This is a genomic window from Streptomyces sp. NPDC050704 (genome assembly GCF_040654355.1).
Classification (GTDB): domain Bacteria; phylum Actinomycetota; class Actinomycetes; order Streptomycetales; family Streptomycetaceae; genus Streptomyces.
In genome coordinates this window covers 1-15054 of sequence record NZ_JBFAHW010000004.1, presented here as the reverse complement: position 1 = coordinate 15054, position 15054 = coordinate 1, and the positions used below count along the sequence as shown (strand labels likewise).

Here is a 15054-nt window from a genome sequence, read left to right as displayed (position 1 = left end):
GGGGCCCGAGGCGTGCTCGGCGAGCACTCAAGGCATGCTCACCGCTTCGGGGCCGGCGTGGCCTTCGGGCACTTCACCCTGGGGTTCCAGGGGGCGAACAGTCCCTTGGGGTTCTTCTTGTGGAGCCAGGCGTGCAGCTCGTAGTGGACCGGCATCCCGGGGGCGTGGCCGGGCATCGGGCCGTCGAAGGGCACGCCGAACATGCTGGGCCGGTCGCCGTCGGTCCCGAGTTTCTGATCGGCGTCCGCGACGATCCACTCCACCGCGACGAGGTTGCGCTCGCCGTGGTGCCCGTCCTCGTACAGGAGCGCGGCGGGCTTGCGCGGGTCGACCGAACCGAACAGGGACTCCTTGACGTAGTGGTAGCCCATGCCGCCCAGCTTCGGGTCGGCGACGCACTCCGTCGGGACGTAGCCGTCCTTGAGAGCGTTCGGCTCCCAGTGGTACTTGGCGGTCGCGACGTACGTCTTCGCCAGTTCGGCGACCACCTTCGGGTCGTGGCCGTGAGGGCCGTCCCCCGCTCGGGCGGGCGCGGCGGCGAGTGAGAGCGAGGCGACGATCGCGGTGGCGAGGACAGCCTTGAGGGGACGAGCGGGCATGGTGGGGACTCCTAGCGACGGGCAGGGGCGCACGGAAACGGCGCCGATCAGTGGGTGGGCCCGTAAGGGCCGATCTGCGGGCGGGCCTCCCCTGATCCCGCCCTCAGCAGCCTGCCCCGGGCCGTCCGGGCCCGCGACGCGAAGGCGCCCAATGGGCTGAACACCGCAACGTTCGGCAGACGTGGCGGCTCAGCCTGTGGATAACTCTGAGGCTGTCGGTGCGGACCCCTATCGTGGACGCAGTGGTCGAGGCACGACGTACGGGGGACAGGGCAATGAGCGGGCTGGGCGGGACAGGCGGGACGGGTGTGATGACGGAAGAGGACAGGGCCGCGGGGCTTGCCGAGCAGGCCGTGGGGCCGGGCGGAGACGGGCCCGCGGGGTTCGCCGGGAGCGAGGCGCGGGGCACGCTCCACCGCGTCTTCGGGTACGAGTCGTTCCGCGGCGAGCAGGAAGCCGTCATCGAGCACGTGGTGGCCGGCGGTGACGCCGTCGTCCTCATGCCGACCGGCGCGGGCAAGTCGCTCTGCTACCAGATCCCGGCGATGGTCAGACCCGGTACGGGCGTCGTGGTCTCCCCCCTCATCGCGCTGATGCAGGACCAGGTGGACGCGCTGCGGGCGCTCGGCGTGCGCGCCGGGTTCATGAACTCCACGCAGGACTTCGACGAGCGGCGCGTGGTCGAGGCCGAGTTCCTCGCGGGCGAGCTCGACCTGATCTACCTCGCGCCCGAGCGGCTGCGCCTGGAGTCCACCCTCGACCTCCTCTCGCGCGGCAAGATCTCCGTCTTCGCGATCGACGAGGCGCACTGTGTGTCCCAGTGGGGCCACGACTTCCGTCCCGACTACCTGGCGCTGTCCCTGCTGGGCCAGCGCTGGCCCGAGGTACCGCGGATCGCGCTGACCGCGACGGCCACGCACGCCACGCACCAGGAGATCACCCAGCGCCTGGGCATGCCGGACGCCCGTCACTTCGTGGCGAGCTTCGACCGGCCCAACATCCAGTACCGGATCGTGCCGAAGGCCGACCCCAAGAAGCAGCTGCTGTCCTTCCTCAAGGAGGAGCACGCGGGCGACGCGGGCATCGTGTACTGCCTCTCGCGCAACTCGGTGGAGAAGACAGCCGAGTTCCTCTCCCGCAACGGCATCGCGGCGGTGCCGTACCACGCGGGCCTGGACGCGGGCACGCGCGCCGCCCACCAGTCACGGTTCCTGCGCGAGGACGGCCTGGTGGTGTGCGCGACCATCGCCTTCGGCATGGGCATCGACAAGCCCGACGTACGGTTCGTCGCCCACCTCGATCTGCCGAAGTCGGTCGAGGGCTACTACCAGGAGACGGGCCGCGCGGGCCGCGACGGACTGCCCTCCACGGCATGGATGGCCTACGGCCTGAACGACGTCATACAGCAGCGCAAGATGATCCAGTCGAGCGAGGGAGACGAGGCGTTCCGGCGTCGCGCGTCCGCGCACCTTGAGGCGATGCTCGCGCTGTGCGAGACCGTCCAGTGCCGACGCGGCCAGCTGCTCGCCTACTTCGGTCAGGACGCCGAGGCCCCGGCCTGTGGGAACTGCGACACCTGTCTCCTCCCGCCCGAGACCTGGGACGGCACGGTCGCGGCCCAGAAGGTGCTGTCCACGGTGGTGCGGTTGCAGCGTGAGCGGGGGCAGAAGTTCGGGGCCGTCCAGATCGTCGACATCCTGCTCGGGCGCAGGAGTGCCAAGGTCATACAGTTCGACCACGACCAGCTGTCCGTGTTCGGCATCGGCGAGGAGCTGGCCGAGGGCGAATGGCGCGGTGTCGTACGGCAGTTGCTGGCCCAGGGGCTCCTCGCGGTCGAGGGCGAGTACGGGACGCTGGTGCTGACCGAGGCGAGCGGGACGGTGCTGCGGCGCGAGCGGGAGGTGCCGCTGCGCAAGGAGCCGCCGAAGCCGGTGACGTCCCGGTCTTCCGCCGGTTCCGGCCGGGGCGAGCGCAAGGCCAAGGCCGCCGCGGCCGAGCTTCCCTCGGAGCTGCTCCCCGCCTTCGAGGCCCTGCGGGCCTGGCGCGCGGGACAGGCCAAGGAACAGGGCGTCCCGGCGTACGTCATCTTCCACGACGCCACGCTGCGGGAGATCGCCACGGTGTGGCCCGCCTCGGTCGCGGAGCTTGGCGGTATCAGCGGGATCGGCGAGAAGAAGCTCGTGACCTACGGGGACGGCGTGATCGAGGTGCTTGCCGCCTTGGACCGGCCTTCCGGAGGAGCGGAGGGGACTGCCGTCGGCGACGGGGCGGTGGCGGTCCCGGCGGCTCCCCGGAATGACGACGAACCGGCGCTGGACTGGCCCGAGATGGAGGCGGAGCCGGAGCCGGACGACTGGATGTAGCGCCGGTGGCCGAACCGCCACCGGCCGACGGTGAGGCACCGGCCGGTGGACGAGGTCAGGACCCCGCGCCCGTGGCGATCTGCCCCGTCACCTCGCCCAGTCCCACCCGCGTGCCGTTCGGTCCCGGTGCCCAGGCCGTCAGCGTCACCACGTCGCCGTCTTCCAGGAACGTCCGCTTGCCGTCGGGGAGTTCGAGGGTGTCCCGGCCGTTCCAGGTCAGCTCCAGGAGTGAGCCTCGTTCGCGCTCCGAGGTCCCGCTCACCGTTCCCGACCCGTACAGATCGCCCGTACGCAGCGACGCCCCGTTCACCGTCATATGGGCCAGCTGCTGGGCGGCCGTCCAGTACATGGTGGAGAAGGGGGGCTCGGAGACGACGTGGCCGTTGACGGCGACGGAGATGCGCAGGTCGTAGCCGCTGGGTTCCTCGGCGGAGTCGTCCAGGTAGGGGAGGAGGGGGTGGGTGCGTGACGGCGGCGGGACGCGGGCGTCCTCCAGGGCGTCCAGGGGCGTGATCCACGCCGACACCGAGGTGGCGAAGGACTTGCCGAGGAAGGGGCCGAGGGGGACGTACTCCCAGGCCTGGAGGTCGCGCGCGGACCAGTCGTTGAGGAGACAGAGGCCGAAGACGTGGTCGCGGAAGTCGCCGAGTGGTACCGGTGTGCCCATCGCGGAGGGCTTGCCGACCACGAAGCCGACCTCCGCCTCGATGTCCAGCCGGACGGAGGGGCCGAAGACCGGCGCCGGATCGGTCGGGGCCTTGCGCTGGCCCGAGGGGCGTACGACCTCGGTCCCGGAGACCACCACGGTGCCCGACCGGCCGTGATAACCGATGGGCAGGTGCTTCCAGTTGGGGGTGAGGGAGTCGGCGGCGTCGGGACGGAAGATCTGGCCGACGTTACGGGCGTGGTTCTCGGAGGCGTAGAAGTCGACGTAGTCGGCGACGTCGAAGGGGAGGTGGAGCGTCACTTCGGAGAGCGGGTGCAGCAGGGGCGCGACGGTCTCGCGGTGGGCCGGCACCGTCACCCAGGCGGTGAGCGCGCGCCGCACGTCCGACCATGCCGTACGGCCCGCCGCGAGCAGCGGATTCAGCGAGGGACGGGCGAGCAGGGCGGCGTATGGGGAGCCGAGCTCCAGGGCCGCGGCGCCCGCGTCCAGCACGTGGTCGCCCAGTCGGACCCCGACGCTCCGCCGGTCCGAGTCGCCGAGGGAGAAGACGCCGTACGGAAGATTGTGCGGGCCGAAGGGATCGCCCTCGGGGACATCGAAGGGGGGCATCGTGTGCTGCCTCGCTTTCCGTGTGGGTGGGGCACACGTTACGGGGGAGTTGCAGCTCTTGGGCAGTGTCCAAAGTGTTCGAAATTGATCGGGTAAGTCACTTCGGACTGCTCCCGCCCCGGCCCCGTGCTGTGCCGCCCTGCCAGTGCCAGGGTGACTGACGAGATACCGGACGACGTCCGGTTCCCGTCGAGTCGATGGGCCGTTCGATCCGTATTCTCTGATCATGGCCGCACTGACTGAATATTCACTCATCGCCACTGACCTGGACGGAACGCTGCTGCGCGGCGACGACACCCTCTCCGACCGGTCACGGGCCGCGCTGGCGATGGCGGTCGGGCGGGGTGCCAGGCATCTCGTGGTGACGGGCCGGCCGACGCCACGCGTACGGCCGTTGCTCGACGAGCTGGGCAGTCAGGGGCTCGCGGTGTGCGCGCAGGGGGCGCAGTTGTACGACGCCGGGGCCGACCGGATGGTGTGGTCGGTCACCTTGGACCGGGAGTTGGCCGAGACGGCGCTCGGCAAGATCGAGGCGGAGGTCGGGCAGGTGTACGCGGCCGTGGACCAGGACGGTGTCGACGGCCTCACCCTCATCGAGCCGGGGTACGAGATGCCGCACCCGACGCTCCCGGCGGTACGGGTCCCGCGCCGGGACGACCTCTGGACGGAGCCGATCAGCAAGGTTCTCCTGCGTCATCCCCGGCTGACCGACGACGGACTGGCGGCGGCGGCGGTCGGAGCGGTCGGTTCCCTCGCCTCCGTCACGATGTCCGGCCCCGGTACCGTCGAACTCCAGCCACGTGGAGTGACCAAGGCGACCGGCCTCGCCCTGGCGGCCGAATACCTCGGCCTGCCCCCCTCCGCCACGATCGCCTTCGGGGACATGCCGAACGACATCCCGATGTTCGAGTGGGCGGCCTACGGTGTCGCGATGGCCAACGCGCACCCCGAACTCAGGGCGGTGGCCGACGAGGTGACCCTGTCGAACGAGGAGGACGGGGTCGCGGTGGTGCTGGAGAAGCTGTTCCCCGGCCCACGCATTCACCCGCAGATTCGCTCACAGGGCCACCCGCAGGGCCCGTCGTACGAGCACTCGCAGGTCCGCCCGCCGGCTGTGCACGGGCTCCTCGGGCTCCACGGGCAGTCGGCCGGTCCGCTCAGTAGGCCCCGTTGACGTTGTCGATCGAGCCGTACCTCGCGGCGGCGTAGTTGCAGGCCGCCGTGATGTTCGCGACCGGGTCGAAGGGATCCAGCGACGTGCCCGACACGTGGTAGGCGGCGAAGGTGGGGGCGATGACCTGCAGGAGCCCCTTGGACGGAGTTCCGGCCACGGCGTTGGAGTCCCAGTTGTTGATGGCGGTCGGGTTTCCCGACGACTCGCGCATGACGTTGCGGTAGATGCCGTCGTAGGAGCCCGGGATCCCCTTCTGGGCCATGACGTCCAGTGCTTCCTTGATCCAGCCGTCGAGGTCGTTCGTGTACGTCTTCGCGGCGGCGGGGGTGACGGTGGACGCCGCGGGCTTGGTGGTCGTCGCAGCGGTGGTCGTGTTCGCCGGGTCCGCTGACGTCCCGGAGTTCTTCGTGCCGACCGTCAGAGTGAGGCCCGGGTGAATCAGGGCCGGGTCGTCGCCTATGACGGCGCGGTTGGCCTCGTACAGCTTCTTCCAGCCGCCGCTCGTGGAGTGCTCTCGCGCGATCCTGGACAGGGTGTCGCCCGCGGAGACCTTGTGCGTGACGAGCGCGACCTGCGGGGTTGCGGCTTGTGCCGCCTGGGCGACCTGTGTCACCTGGGCGACCTGCGTCGGCTGTGCGGCGTGGGCGCCGGTCGCGCCGACGATCGGGAGTGCGAGCGCGGCTCCGCCCGTTCCCGCGGCGACGACACCACGGGTGAGGGGACGGGATTTCGGGCGACGGTGCTTACCTCGTGCGGCCATGCTGAATTCCTCTCCGGCGCCTGCGAGGTGAGCTGTCGGGTTCGGGCGGGAGTTGCCCGGCCGCACAGTGCACGCGGCTTCACCCCTAGCCGTTCCGGCATTCGGATCGGCGACTTACCTGGGTCCCCCGCTCCTGCCGTAGCGCGTGGGTGGATGGGTTCCGGGCGGCGGCAGGATTCGGCGGTCCGTCCGGATCGACGTGAACGTATGCGAGAGCACATGGCGGGAACAAGACCTGAAGTGGCGGCTCGATTCACCTGACCTCGTCGTAGCGAGGGTGAAATCGCCCGATTGTTCCGGAGCGCAATGTTCAACTTGCTTTATGCAAAGGGGGAGTCGGTAAGCGCGACATCGCGCCTGATTCGCACCGACGTGACTCATTTCACGTGCTGAAAGCGCAACCGGGCGCAACCGAGTGCGAACAAAGTGGCATTGAAGGTAATTCAGGCATTACGCCCTGGTGGCCATGGGGTGGGAGCAAAAGATGTCGGTTACTGCGAAAGCTCCTACTTTAGGGTCGTATCAATAGATCAAGAACATATCTTCCTTGATTTCGCCGACCCGGTCCGGACCCAGGGGCAAAAGGGGCCAGGCGGAGCGTGTCCGGCAGGGGGATGGGAAGTGGCGGGCGGGCGCTCACCGTGATCGAAAGACGACCGGATACGCTGACTTGAGTGCCAGCAGCGACACATCGACAAACACCTACAGCACCTAGCGCACCCAGAGCATCCAGAGACCGCCGTTGAGAGCGTCAGCAGACAGGAGACCCTCGTGACCGTCGTCGGGCCGTTCGGGCTGAGCGTGCGGGACCAGGCTCTCGAAGCCGATGTCCAGGCTGGCTTGGTGGCTGTCGAGGAGGGGCTGCTCGAAGCCACCAAGAGCGAGGTCCCGTTCATCACGGAGGCCGCGCAGCACCTCGTACGCGCGGGCGGGAAGCGGTTCCGGCCGCTGCTCGTGATGCTCGCCGCGCAGTTCGGCGATCCGTACGCGCCGGGAATCGTGCCCTCGGCCGTGGTCGTCGAGCTGACCCATCTGGCCACGCTGTACCACGACGACGTGATGGACGAGGCGGACGTGCGCCGCGGGGTGCCCAGCGCCAACACCCGCTGGGGCAACTCGGTGGCGGTCCTCACCGGAGACTTCCTCTTCGCGCGCGCCTCGCAGATCCTGGCCGACCTCGGACCCGAGGCCGTACGAATCCAGGCGGAGGCGTTCGAGCGGCTGGTCACCGGCCAGATCCTGGAGACGGCCGGGCCTCGTGACGGGCGCGACCCGATCGACCACTACATGGACGTGCTGGGCGGCAAGACCGGCTCGCTGATCGCGGTGGCGGGACGATTCGGCGCGATGATGTCGGGAGCCGACGAGACGGTCGTCGACGTGCTGACGCAGTACGGCGAGCGGCTGGGCGTCGCCTTCCAGCTCGCCGACGACGTGCTGGACATCGCGAGCGACTCGCACGAGTCCGGCAAGACGCCCGGCACCGACCTGCGCGAGGGCATTCCCACGCTGCCCGTGCTGCGGTTGCGTGAGCGCGTGGAGCGGCTCGGTCTTGCCGAGGACATCGCGCTGTCCGAACTGCTCGGTTCCGACCTGACGGACGACGCCCGGCATGCGGAGGCGCTGGCCAGGCTGCGGGTGCACCCCGCTCTGGAGCAGGCCCGCCACGACACCGTGCGCTACGCGGAGGACGCCCGCGCCACCCTCGTACCGCTCCCGGAGTGCGACGCGAAGGCGGCGCTGGTGGAACTGTGCGACGCGGTGGTGCACCGGGCGGGCTGACCCGGCCGTTCTCCTCCCTCGCCGCCTGCTCGCAAAATGTGACACAGGTCACATAATTGGATTGAGTTCAGGCTCGAATACGTTCCGTATTGCTCCGCGGAAGCTGGCGCAGGGGGTGTCGGCGGAATTACGGGGAGAAAACAGAATCATGGGGACGATCGTTACGTTCGCACGGCGTCGTAAGAGCCTGGTCATGGCCGCTGTCGCGGTGGCCGCCGCGGCCGGGGTCGCCGCCTCCGCCATCCCGGCGGTCGCCGACAGCGGCAGCGACGGGCTCACCGAGGACAGTGGCGGCACCATCCTCGCCGCGAGCCTGAACGCCGCGAACGAGGTGCCGGTGCAGGGCGGCCCCGCCGTCGGCGACCGGGACGGTGCGGCGCTCGAGTTCGTGAAGGTCGAGGGGGACACGGTGTCCGTCGCGGTCAAGTGGCGCGGCACCGGCAAGCCGACCCTGCTCCACATCCACCAGGGCGCCAAGGGCGTCAACGGCGGCGTCAAGGTCGACTTCACCAAGCTGCTGGACAACGCCAAGGGCCGCACGGTCACCGGCACGGTCAAGGTGAAGGATGCCGCGCTGCTCAGCCAGTTGACGGCCGACCCGGGCAGTTTCTACGCCAATCTGCACACCGCCGAGTTCCCGGGTGGAGCCGTCCGCGGCCAGCTCCACAAGGTCACCACGAACTTCGACTTCCGGCACGCGCTCAACAACTTCCAGGCCCCGGTCATCAAGGGCAAGCAGATCTACGAGTGCAAGAAGGCGGACGACGGCACCACGGCCTTCGCGCAGCGTGATGTGCGCGCCGTGCTCGCCGGCTCCATCGCGCACTCGTTCGTGAAGCCCAACTCCGGTACTCCGCAGTGGATCGCGCCGGACCGCAGCGCGGTCACCGGCTCGGTGATCTCCAGGACCCCGAACGGCGACAAGAACATCCCTGAACTGGACCTCAGGGCCACGCAGTCCGGCAAGCACCGGGGGCTGCTCGCGGGCACCGCGGAGATCCTGCGGCTGAACACCGTGGGCGGGGTGGCTCCGGCCGGCGCCTGCGATGCGGGGTCGATCGTGGGCGTGCCGTACCAGGCGGACTATGTGTTCGTGAACCGGTGATCCACCGGCGTTGAACAGCATTTCGGACGGCGTCTTCCCCGCGCGACCCCTACGGGTCGGGGGAGGCGCCGTCCACTCATGTCATACCCCAGCAGTACGCGGAGTTGGCTCCGAGGTCTGACGCTTTCCGGTGGCCGATTTGGTCAGATTGGACACACCACTTCACAGGAGTTCGGGTGACAATGGCGGCCAGGGGTGGACGAGTGCGAGGACGGTCAGCCGCCGCCGACAACGGAGGTAGGGCACACATGGCACCGTACGAATCCGACGACAACACGAACGACGACCTGCGCACCGGCCGAAGCAAGGCCGCGCGGTACGTCGTCCCGGTCGCGGTGGTGGGGTTGGCCGCGGCGACCATCGGGCTGGTCCCGGCGTTCGCGGGCTCCGGCGACCCAGACCTGCCGAAGGTCACCGCGCAGCAGCTCATAGAGAAGATCGCCGCATCGGACGTACAGCAGCTGTCCGGCACGGTGAAGATCAGTACGGACCTGGGCCTGCCCGACCTCGGCGGTCTGGAGAGCAGCCTCGGCGGGCTGGGCGGGGGCGACGAGTCGGGCTCGTCCGCCGAGCCGTCGTCGAAGCTGATGGAGCTGGCGTCCGGTACGCACACGGTCCGGGTCGCGGCCGACGGCGAGGGCAGGCAGAAGCTGTCGCTGCTCGACAAGGCCTCCGAGTACAGCGTGATCCACAACGGCGACGAGGTGTGGGCGTACGACAGCGCGTCGAACGAGGCCTACCACACGAAGGACACCTCCTCAGGCTCCGCCGAAAAGGGCGAAAGGGGCGAGAAGGGGAAGTCCGAGGACATGCCGGCCACTCCCAAGGAGCTGGCCGACGAGGCGCTGAAGGCGGCCGACGACACGACGTCCGTGACCGTCGACGGCACGATGCGGGTCGCGGGCCGCGACGCCTACAAGCTGCTGATCGAGCCGAAGCAGTCCGGCTCGACGGTGGGCGCGATCACGGTCGCCGTGGACGAGAAGACCGGTCTGCCGCTTAAGTTCACGCTGACCCCGGCGAGCGGTGGCGCGGCTGTCGTGGACGCGGGCTTCACCCAGGTCAACTTCGCCAAGCCGGCCGCGTCCACCTTCGACTTCAGCCCGCCGAAGGGCACGAAGGTCACCGAGGGCGACGAGCTCAAGTCCGGGGACAAGGCGGACAGGGCGCGACCCGAGGGTAGCGAGGACCTGGGCAAGGAGTTCGAGGGTCTCAACGTCATCGGTGAGGGCTGGAGCTCCATAGCCCAGTTCGACACCGGCGGCGGCGAGGGCCTGCCGTCGGAGGGCTCCGGCGCCGGCGACGCGGGCCGCTTCCTCGACTCGCTGGGCGACCAGGTGACCGGCAAGTTCGGCTCGGGCACGGTCTTCTCGACCCGCCTGGTCAACGCGCTGATCACGGACGACGGCAAGGTGTACGCGGGTGCGGTCACCAAGGACGCCCTGGTGAAGGCGGCCAACGAGGCGAAGTAGGTCTCTCGTGGCCGCGTAGTCCCCAGGGGCAGTAGCCCCCTGGGGCATACGGGTAAGACGGATTGAGGGAGTCGATGGCGGAACTGTCCACCGCGGACGGGGATATGGCGTCCAGGGATGACACCGTGGACGCGGGCGAATCGGCGGGCGCGAGCGAAACGGCGGGCACGGGCGACACCGTGATCGCCACCCGCGCGCTCACCAAGCGCTTCCGCGGCGGACAGCTCGCCGTCGACGGCCTCGATCTGACCGTCCCGGCGGGCAGCGTCTTCGGCTTCCTCGGGCCGAACGGCTCGGGCAAGACGACCACCATCAGAATGCTGATGGGCCTGATCGAGCCGACTTCCGGCTCGGCGCGCGTACTGGGGCAGCCCATGCCCCGTGCCACCCGCACCGTGCTGCCGCACGTGGGCGCGCTCATCGAGGGCCCCGCGCTGTACGGCTTCCTCTCCGGCCGCGACAACCTCCTGCGGTACGACGCCGCCGACCCGACCGCCGACCCGCGCACCCGGCGTACGCGTGTCGCGGCGGCCCTCGACCGCGTCGGGCTGACGGCCGCCGCGGGCAAGAAGGCGAAGGCGTACTCGCTGGGAATGAAGCAGCGGCTCGGCCTCGCGGCCGCTCTGCTGCAGCCCCGGCGGCTGCTCGTGCTGGACGAGCCGACCAATGGGCTCGATCCGCAGGGCATGCGGGAAATCCGTTCGCTGGTGCGGGAGTTGGCGTCGGACGGCACGACCGTGTTCCTGTCCTCGCATCTGCTCGACGAGATCGAGCAGGTGTGCACGCACGTCGCGGTGATGGCGCAGGGCCGGCTGATCACCCAGGGGCCGGTGGCCGAGTTCGCGGCGAGCGCGCGCGGCCGGCTCGTCGTGACGACGCCGGACCAGGGCGACGCGGCCCGGGTGCTGAAGGAGCAGGGCGTGGCCGACGTCGTGGTCGCCGAGGACCGGGTGACCGGCGAACCGCCGGACCGCGATCTGGCGGAGGTGAACGCGGCACTGGTGATCGCGGGCGTCCGCGTACGGGGCTTCGGGCTCGAACGGGCTTCGCTGGAGGACGCGTTCGTGGCACTCACGGGGGAGGGATTCGATGTCGCGGGCTGAGGTCGCCGAACCGTCGGCCGAGGCCGCGAAGGCCGTCGGCGCACGGGCGCCGAGCCCGCTGTGGACCTTCGGCCTGCTGCGCAGCGAGCTGGGGACCACACTTCGGCGGTGGCGGACGATCGCGCTGCTCGGGGTACTGGCCGCGGTGCCGGTGCTGGTCGGGATCGCCGTGAAGATCGAGACGAGCGACGGGTCCTCGGCCGGAGGCGGCGGTGGCGAGGGCCCGGCCTTCATCGCGCAGATCACCAACAACGGTCTTTTCCTGGTGTTCACGGCCCTGGCCGCCACCCTGCCGTTCTTCCTGCCGATGGCGGTCGGCGTCATCGCGGGGGACGCGATAGCGGGCGAGGCGAACGCGGGGACGCTGCGCTATCTGCTGGTCGCACCGGCGGGGCGGACGCGACTGCTGATCACCAAGTACGCGACCACGCTGGCCTTCTGTGTCATCGCGACGCTGGTCGTGGCGACCTCGGCGCTCATCGTGGGGGCGCTGCTGTTCCCGCTGGGCGAGCTGACGACGATCTCCGGTACGCGGATCAGCTTCGGCGAGGGGCTGGGACGGGCACTGCTGATCGCGCTGCTCGTCGCCGCGTCACTGATCGGGCTCGCGGCGCTCGGCCTGTTCGTCTCGACGGTGACGAACAGCGGGATCGCGGCGATGGCGACGACCGTCGGCCTGCTCATCACCGTGCAGATCCTCGACCAGATACCCCAGCTCCACGCGATCCAGCCGTACTTCTTCTCGCACTACTGGCTGTCCTTCGCCGACGCCATGCGCGATCCCCTCTACTGGGACGACGTGATCCGCAACCTGGAACTCCAGGCGCTGTACGCGGCGGTGTTCGGCACGGCGGCGTGGGCACGGTTCACGAACAAGGACATCTCGGCCTGAGGCTCGGGCTCGGCCTGAGGCTCGCACTCGGGCTCGGCTTCAGTTCTCGTAGGGGAAACGGGCGAGCGGGGGCTCCTGGGCGAAGAACGTCTTGGCGCGGGCCAGGGCGGCGGAGTCGGTCAGCACGTCTCCGGGCTTGCTGCCGTTGCCGAGGAGGACTCCTCCGAAGCGCATCCCCATATACGCGGCCGAGTGGTTGAGCGTGCCGACGAGGGGCTCGGCGACCTCTTCCTCCTCGTGTGCGAGGGCCGTGACACCCCACAGGGTGCGCCCGGCCATCGTCTTCTTGAAGTCGAGGCCGGGGGTGCGCAGCCACCCGGACCAGTGGTCGAGGTAGCGCTTGGTGTGCGCGGACACGGAGTACCAGTACAGCGGCGAGGCGATGACGAGGTCCGTCGCCGCGAGCGTGGCGTCGAGGAGTGTCGCCGTGGTGTCGCCGGCCGGCCGGACATGGTCGCTGTCGTGGCGCAGGTCCGCGAAGTCGGGCATCGGGTACTCGGCGAGGCTCAGCCAGCGTTGGGTGACGCCGGCCGGCAGCTGTTCCGCGGCCTTGCGGGCCAGCAGCTCGGTGTTGCCGTTGTTGCGGCTGCTGCCCAGGAGGAAGAGGAAGTGTCGGCTCATAAGAAGCTCCCGGATACAGGGCGTACGACGACTACTTGCGCGAGCACTATATGCACACGCAAGTAGTCGTGGCTACCCCGACAGGCGAGCCGCCCTACGAGGACAGTTCCTGAGGGGGCGGCTTCCTGTGAGGGGGCAGTGGCCGACGGGGGAGGCTTCCTACCGGGGCGCGGCCTCCTACGAGGACAGCTCCCACACGGCGTGCGCCAGGGCGTCGCTGTTCCGGTCCAGTGCGGTGTCGTTGATGTTCGACGTCGTGTCGCACGAGGAGTGGTAGCAGCGGTCGAACGGCTGGCCCGCCGTGCCGCCCCACTTGGCCGCCTGGGCCGCGGACTTGGTGTTGCTCGCGCCGGTGAAGAGGCCGCCGACGGGGACGCCCGCGCTCTTGAAGGGGGCGTGGTCGGAGCGGCCGTCGCCCTCGGTCTCGATCTCGGTGGCGATGCCGAGGCCGGTGTAGAAGTCCTTGAAGGTCTTCTCGATGGCCGGGTCGTCGTCGTAGACGAAGTAGCCGGGGTTGGGTGACCCGATCATGTCGAAGTTGAGATAGCCGCTGATCTTCGCGCGGTCGGCGGCGGAGAGGTTGTTGACGTGGTGGCGCGAGCCGACCAGGCCCAGCTCCTCCGCTCCCCACCAGGCGAAACGCAGATGTTTGGTGGGCTGGTACTGGGCGCGGGACACAGCGAGCGCGGCCTCCAGTACGGCCGCCGATCCCGAGCCGTTGTCGTTGATGCCGGCTCCCGACGCGACGCTGTCGAGGTGTGAGCCCGCCATGACGACCTGGTTGGTGTCGCCGCCGGGCCAGTCGGCGATCAGGTTGTAGCCGGTGCGGCCGGAGGACGTGAACTGCTGGACGGCAGTGGTGAATCCGGCGGCGTCCAACTTGGCCTTCACATAGTCCAGGGAGGCCTTGTAGCCGGCGCGGCCGTGCGCCCGGTTGCCGCCGTTGGCGGTGGCTATGGACTGCAGCTGCGTGAGATGGGCCTTGACGTTGGCCACGGGTATGTCGGGCGCGGCGGCCACCCGAACAGGTGCGGCATCCATGGGTGCGGGTGCCGCGTCGGCTGTCGCGCTCGTGGTGAGGAGTGCGGCGACCGCTATGACCGCGGCACCAGTGGCACGTCCGGGAACAGAGAGCTTCATGTGGGGGGCTCCTGATTCCTTGCGGGAATGGGTGCCTGATGGTGAAGCTGTGGCTGACGTACCGTCAAGAGCGCAATCCGGTCACGGGTGTTCGTATAGCGGATCGCGGGAGATCGCCCTGGCCGCCCTGGCCGCCCTGGCCGGCTTGGTCGGCTTGGTCGGTTTGGCTGGTCGGTCGACCAGCCAAGCCGAAGGTGGCGGCTGATGCTCATCGCATTCAGTGGCTCACGGTGGTTTCCCGCTGGACGCGCGACAGCTTCTCGGGATTGCGCACGAAGTAGAGTCCGGTGATCAGGCCGTCGTCGATCCGTACCGCAACGACGCCGTCGATCTCCCCGTTGAGCCGGACGATCAGAGCCGGGCAGCCGTTGATCTGCGCCGGTTCGACCGACCCCTCGCCGCCGATCCTGGGCAGGCCGGCCGCCAGCAGGCGAGCCACCTGGTCGGCCCCCACGACAGGCTGCAGCACGGCCTGCTTGACTCCGCCACCGTCGGCCAAGAAGACGACATCCGGCGCGAGTCGGTCGAACAGGCCCTGCAGATCGCCCGTCTCGACCGCTCGTTGGAACGCTTCGAGCGCGCCTCGGCTCTCGGCCGCCGAAACGACCGCGCGAGGTCGGCGGGCCGCGACATGGACCCGTGCCCGATGGGCGATCTGGCGGACCGCGGCCGGGCTCTTGTCGACGGCTTCCGCGATCTCGTCGTACTCCAGGGCGAACACCTCACGCAGTACGAACACCGCCCGCTCGGTCGGCGCGAGCGTCTCC

The 15054-nt window shown here is 69.6% G+C and carries 12 protein-coding genes, 1 pseudogene and 1 riboswitch; of the genes and pseudogenes, 7 read left to right on the top strand and 6 right to left on the bottom strand.

The window, feature by feature from the left end; translation table 11 throughout:
* Positions 1 to 38 precede the first annotated feature (38 nt).
* The gene (locus AB0I18_RS02770) at positions 39 to 599 is read right to left on the bottom strand and encodes a hypothetical protein (RefSeq protein WP_363103548.1); all 561 of its coding nucleotides are present in this window, start codon (positions 597 to 599) and stop codon (positions 39 to 41) included.
* A 311-nt stretch (positions 600 to 910) separates the two neighbouring features.
* On the opposite strand from AB0I18_RS02770, the gene recQ reads away from it, so the two are divergent.
* Positions 911 to 2962, top strand: a complete 2052-nt coding sequence (gene recQ / locus AB0I18_RS02765; protein ID WP_363103547.1) for a DNA helicase RecQ — start codon at positions 911 to 913, stop codon at positions 2960 to 2962.
* A gap of 55 nt (positions 2963 to 3017) precedes the next feature.
* On the opposite strand, the gene fahA is transcribed toward recQ, so the two are convergent.
* Positions 3018 to 4238, bottom strand: a complete 1221-nt coding sequence (gene fahA / locus AB0I18_RS02760; protein ID WP_363103546.1) for a fumarylacetoacetase — start codon at positions 4236 to 4238, stop codon at positions 3018 to 3020.
* Positions 4239 to 4464: 226 nt separating this feature from the next.
* Here fahA and AB0I18_RS02755 point away from each other — a divergent pair.
* Positions 4465 to 5268: pseudogene (locus AB0I18_RS02755) on the top strand (HAD family hydrolase); the annotation flags it as partial.
* 127 nt (positions 5269 to 5395) lie between these two features.
* Here AB0I18_RS02755 and AB0I18_RS02750 read toward each other — a convergent pair.
* A complete protein-coding gene (locus tag AB0I18_RS02750; RefSeq protein ID WP_363103545.1) occupies positions 5396 to 6172 on the bottom strand; it encodes a LysM peptidoglycan-binding domain-containing protein in 777 nt (258 codons plus the stop codon).
* Between the two features lie 4 nt (positions 6173 to 6176).
* Positions 6177 to 6326: riboswitch (cyclic di-AMP (ydaO/yuaA leader) on the bottom strand.
* 617 nt (positions 6327 to 6943) lie between these two features.
* Here AB0I18_RS02750 and AB0I18_RS02745 point away from each other — a divergent pair.
* The 5 genes from AB0I18_RS02745 to AB0I18_RS02725 all read left to right on the top strand — a co-directional run bounded on the left by AB0I18_RS02745 (position 6944) and on the right by AB0I18_RS02725 (position 12526).
* Positions 6944 to 7954, top strand: a complete 1011-nt coding sequence (locus AB0I18_RS02745; protein ID WP_363103544.1) for a polyprenyl synthetase family protein — start codon at positions 6944 to 6946, stop codon at positions 7952 to 7954.
* A 148-nt stretch (positions 7955 to 8102) separates the two neighbouring features.
* Positions 8103 to 9059: a CHRD domain-containing protein gene (locus AB0I18_RS02740; protein WP_363103543.1), complete on the top strand. Its 957-nt coding sequence runs from the start codon at positions 8103 to 8105 to the stop codon at positions 9057 to 9059.
* A 248-nt stretch (positions 9060 to 9307) separates the two neighbouring features.
* Positions 9308 to 10531 carry a sigma-E factor regulatory protein RseB domain-containing protein gene (locus tag AB0I18_RS02735; protein ID WP_363103542.1) on the top strand — a complete coding sequence of 408 codons (1224 nt, stop codon included), beginning with the start codon at positions 9308 to 9310 and terminating at the stop codon, positions 10529 to 10531.
* Between the two features lie 74 nt (positions 10532 to 10605).
* The gene (locus AB0I18_RS02730) at positions 10606 to 11634 is read left to right on the top strand and encodes an ABC transporter ATP-binding protein (RefSeq protein WP_363103541.1); all 1029 of its coding nucleotides are present in this window, start codon (positions 10606 to 10608) and stop codon (positions 11632 to 11634) included.
* Positions 11621 to 12526 (top strand): ABC transporter permease, encoded by a 906-nt coding sequence (locus AB0I18_RS02725; RefSeq protein WP_363103540.1) that lies wholly within the window; start codon positions 11621 to 11623, stop codon positions 12524 to 12526. The genes AB0I18_RS02730 and AB0I18_RS02725 overlap by 14 nt, the downstream gene beginning before the upstream one ends.
* A gap of 39 nt (positions 12527 to 12565) precedes the next feature.
* Here the strand turns inward: AB0I18_RS02725 and AB0I18_RS02720 are convergent, their stop codons facing one another.
* From AB0I18_RS02720 to AB0I18_RS02710, 3 genes are all read right to left on the bottom strand, one after another.
* A complete protein-coding gene (locus tag AB0I18_RS02720; RefSeq protein WP_363103539.1) occupies positions 12566 to 13147 on the bottom strand; it encodes an NAD(P)H-dependent oxidoreductase in 582 nt (193 codons plus the stop codon).
* A 177-nt stretch (positions 13148 to 13324) separates the two neighbouring features.
* Positions 13325 to 14287 (bottom strand): M28 family metallopeptidase, encoded by a 963-nt coding sequence (locus AB0I18_RS02715; RefSeq protein WP_363103538.1) that lies wholly within the window; start codon positions 14285 to 14287, stop codon positions 13325 to 13327.
* 217 nt (positions 14288 to 14504) lie between these two features.
* The coding region (locus AB0I18_RS02710; RefSeq protein WP_363103537.1) for a sigma factor-like helix-turn-helix DNA-binding protein at positions 14505 to 15054 on the bottom strand (550 nt) is incomplete at its 5' end.